A 3,387-nucleotide genomic window follows, 5' to 3' on the forward strand; every position below is an offset into this window, starting at 1 on the left:
TGTTCCGGTTCCGGAGGATGCTAAGCCGGGTGACAAGATCACTGTTCCGGTTGAGGTGACTTATCCGGATGGTTCTAAGGACACCGTTGATGTAACTGTCACGGTCGACGAGCCGGATGCTAAACCGGAGGTTCCGGGTGCTGATGTAAATGTTGATGCAGTGCCAGATACCAAGGTCCAGCGCGCCGAAAAGGTGTCTATTCCGGTTAAGTCCACTGATGGTTCTGAGGTTTCCGTAACTGGTCTTCCTGACTTCCTGAAGTACAACCCAGAGACGAAGACCATTGAGGGTACTGTTCCTGCGGATGCTGACTTGAAGTCGTATGACGTTGAGGTGAAGGCATCCTTGGACGGCAAGGAAGACACGGATGAATTCAAGCTCACCGTAACTGAGCGCATGATTGAAGATCCGGACACTGATGGTGACGGAATCCCAGATTCTCAGGATCCGGACATCGATGGTGATGGCGTCAATAACTCTGATGAGAAGGCTGCTGGTACCGATCCGTACAACCCGGATACCGATGGTGACGGCACCAAGGATGGTGACGAGGACACCGACGGTGATGGTAAGCCGAACAAGGACGAGTCCAACCCGGATGAGGACAAGATCACCGATAAGGATGGTGACGGCATCCCGGATATCATCGATAAGGATGACCAGGATGGTCCGAAGGGCGATAAGGATGGCGACGGCATCATCAATGAAGAGGACCCGGATGCTGATGGTGACGGTGTTTCCAATGATGATGAGAAGGAAGCTGGCCTTGATCCGCTGAATCCGGATACCGATGGTGACGGCACCAAGGATGGTGACGAGGACACCGACGGTGACGGCAAGAAGAACAAGGACGAGTCTGAGGTTCCTGAGGGCAAGGTAACCGACAAGGACGGCGACGGCCTTGGCGATACCGGCGTGACGGATAAGGACCCAGAGGACGGCAAGGCTGACATCACTGATGGTCCGCTGACCAATGACACTGATGGCGACGGCATCCCGGATGCGGTTGATCCGGACATCGATGGTGATGGCGTCAATAACTCTGATGAGAAGGCTGCTGGTACCGATCCGTACAACCCGGATACCGATGGTGACGGCACCAATGATGGTGATGAGGACGCTGACGGTGATGGTAAGACCAACAAGGAAGAGTCTGACCCAACCGTTGATAAGTCCAAGGACTCTGACGGTGACGGCATCCCGGACATCATCGATAAGGATGACCAGGATGGCCCGAAGGGCGATAAGGATGGCGACGGCATCATCAATGAAGAGGACCCGGATGCTGATGGTGACGGTGTTTCCAATGATGATGAGAAGGAAGCTGGCCTTGATCCGCTGAATCCGGATACCGATGGTGACGGCACCAATGATGGTGACGAGGACACCGACGGTGACGGCAAGAAGAACAAGGACGAGTCTGAGGTTCCTGAGGGCACGGTCACTGACGAGGACGGCGACGGTGTTGGCGATACCGGTATTACCGACAAGGATGGCAATGGTAAGGCTGACATCGTCGATAAGCCGGATGCTGAGACACCGGATACGAAGAAGCCGGACTGGAACGATGCCAAGACCACCCCAGGTGAGTCTGTTGAAATCGAGAAGGATCCGAATTCTGGTGACGTTGAGTCCGGTACTGAAGTCGAGGTCACTGATGGTTCGGGTACTGCTGAGATTGATGACAACGGCACGATCACTGTGACCCCGGATGAGGATGCTAAGCCTGACGACAAGATTGTTGTTGAGGTCAAGGATCCTGAAGGCAAGGTAATCGATACCGTTGAGGTCACCATCGAGGAGAAGGACAAGCCTGGTTCCAACGAGGGTGGCTCCAGCATCCCAGGTGGCTCTTCCAATGTTGATTGGAAGCGTTGTGCACCGGCTGCTGCAGGCGTTGGCTTGCCGCTGCTGTTCCTGCTGCCAATTGGTCTGGCTTCCCAGATGAACATTCCGGGCTTCTCCCCGCTGGTAAAGCAGGTCTCTGCACAGATTGATGGTATTAACCGTCAGCTGGCTCAGCAGAATGTCGCACTGCAGAAGCAGCTGGGTATTTACAATGGCCCGCTTGCAAAGCAGGCTAGCCAGATTGACCTGATGCTGAAGAAGGTTAGCCCAGAGGCTGGCCGCATTGGTGGCGGAATTGCTCTTGCTGCAGCTGGCGCACTGGCACTGGGATTGCTTATCAACTCCTGTGCTCCGGGCGCTGGTTCCTCCAGCTCTTCCAGCTCCTCCAAGTAATCGTGGGAGTGGGGCTACTTAAAGTCCCGCGCCTGTGCGCCATGGGAAGGGCGTAATCTTCCCAACCTTTTAGGGAACGGAAATGGCCGTTAGCCCAGTTGAATCCACTAGGATCGCTGGTGCTAACGGCCATTCGTTGTGTTTTGCTAGCTAAAAGATTGATGCTTTGGACCAGACAAATTGGTTGAGTCGCTACGATCATTGAGAGCCTTGTTTTTGGGGTCCCTAGAGCTTCGCGGAAGTTACTTGTTGCTTGGTTTGTTTTAGGATCGATTGGGTTAGCTGTGTAGGGGGTAGCCCGAGTCGCCTCAGAGCGCGGTTTGCCGGATAGTCGGCGGACCAAAGAGTCGGGCCTGCTGCTCCAAAGGAGTCGTGTGTTATGCATTGGGTGGCCGATGGGGGAGGGGAGCCAATGGCGCTTGCTAGTATTAACACAGTCTTTAGTTAGGTGCGCCGCCATGGCGAAAGCTAAAGAACGATAATTGTACAACTCACGGGTGCTTCTGCCTGCACATAGAAGACAACGTCTTATTGGCAGGCAGAGGCTGAGATGCCACAAAAGTTGTGGCGAACCGTTGAACCTGATCCGGATAATGCCGGCGAGAGGGAGGAAAATTATGTCTACTACACGTGCGTCCGCTGCCCCGAAGCGCAGTTTGAATTGGCGCGTGGTCGATATCGTGGTTGCATCTGTTCTGGGTGTAGCCTGCGGCTTTGTATTTTTGGGTTGGAACGCAGTGGGCTACGCCTGGTTCCAAGCAATGGATGCTATTACCCCGGGGTTGGGCGGTATAGCCACTGGCATTTGGCTCATTGGTGGCGTACTGGGTGGACTTATCATCCGCAAGCCGGGTGCGGCTGTATACGTAGAGGTCCTAGCGGCTACTGTGTCCGCAGTGCTGGGCTCCCAGTGGGGCATTGAAACCTTGTATTCTGGCTTGGCGCAAGGGCTCGGCGTGGAAATCATCCTGGCTATCTTCCTGTACCGCAAGTTTGGCTTTGGTGTGTCGGTATTAGCTGGCATGTGAACTGCTCCCCATTAGTTGGACTGAGAAATCAGTTACCTACTAGTGGGGAGCAGTTGTATGCATACGCGTAGTTCGTTGTCGGCGGGGCAGCGGGAAGAATTGGTGGCCCTTTTCGAG

1 protein-coding gene, 1 pseudogene and 1 riboswitch are annotated in these 3,387 nt (G+C 54.5%); the gene and the pseudogene both read left to right on the plus strand.

What is annotated here, in order from left to right:
* Positions 1-2,242 (plus strand): Rib/alpha-like domain-containing protein (locus MHY13_RS11970; protein WP_239283235.1); only part of this gene is annotated, 2,242 nt, incomplete at its 5' end.
* Between the two features lie 483 nt (positions 2,243-2,725).
* Positions 2,726-2,869: riboswitch (TPP riboswitch) on the plus strand.
* Positions 2,860-3,264: pseudogene (locus MHY13_RS11975) on the plus strand (ECF transporter S component); the annotation flags it as partial. It overlaps the preceding riboswitch by 10 nt.
* Positions 3,265-3,387: the final 123 nt, after the last annotated feature.

The organism is Corynebacterium sp. ACRPE, assembly GCF_022347435.1.
Taxonomy (GTDB): Bacteria; Actinomycetota; Actinomycetes; order Mycobacteriales; family Mycobacteriaceae; genus Corynebacterium; species Corynebacterium tuberculostearicum_D.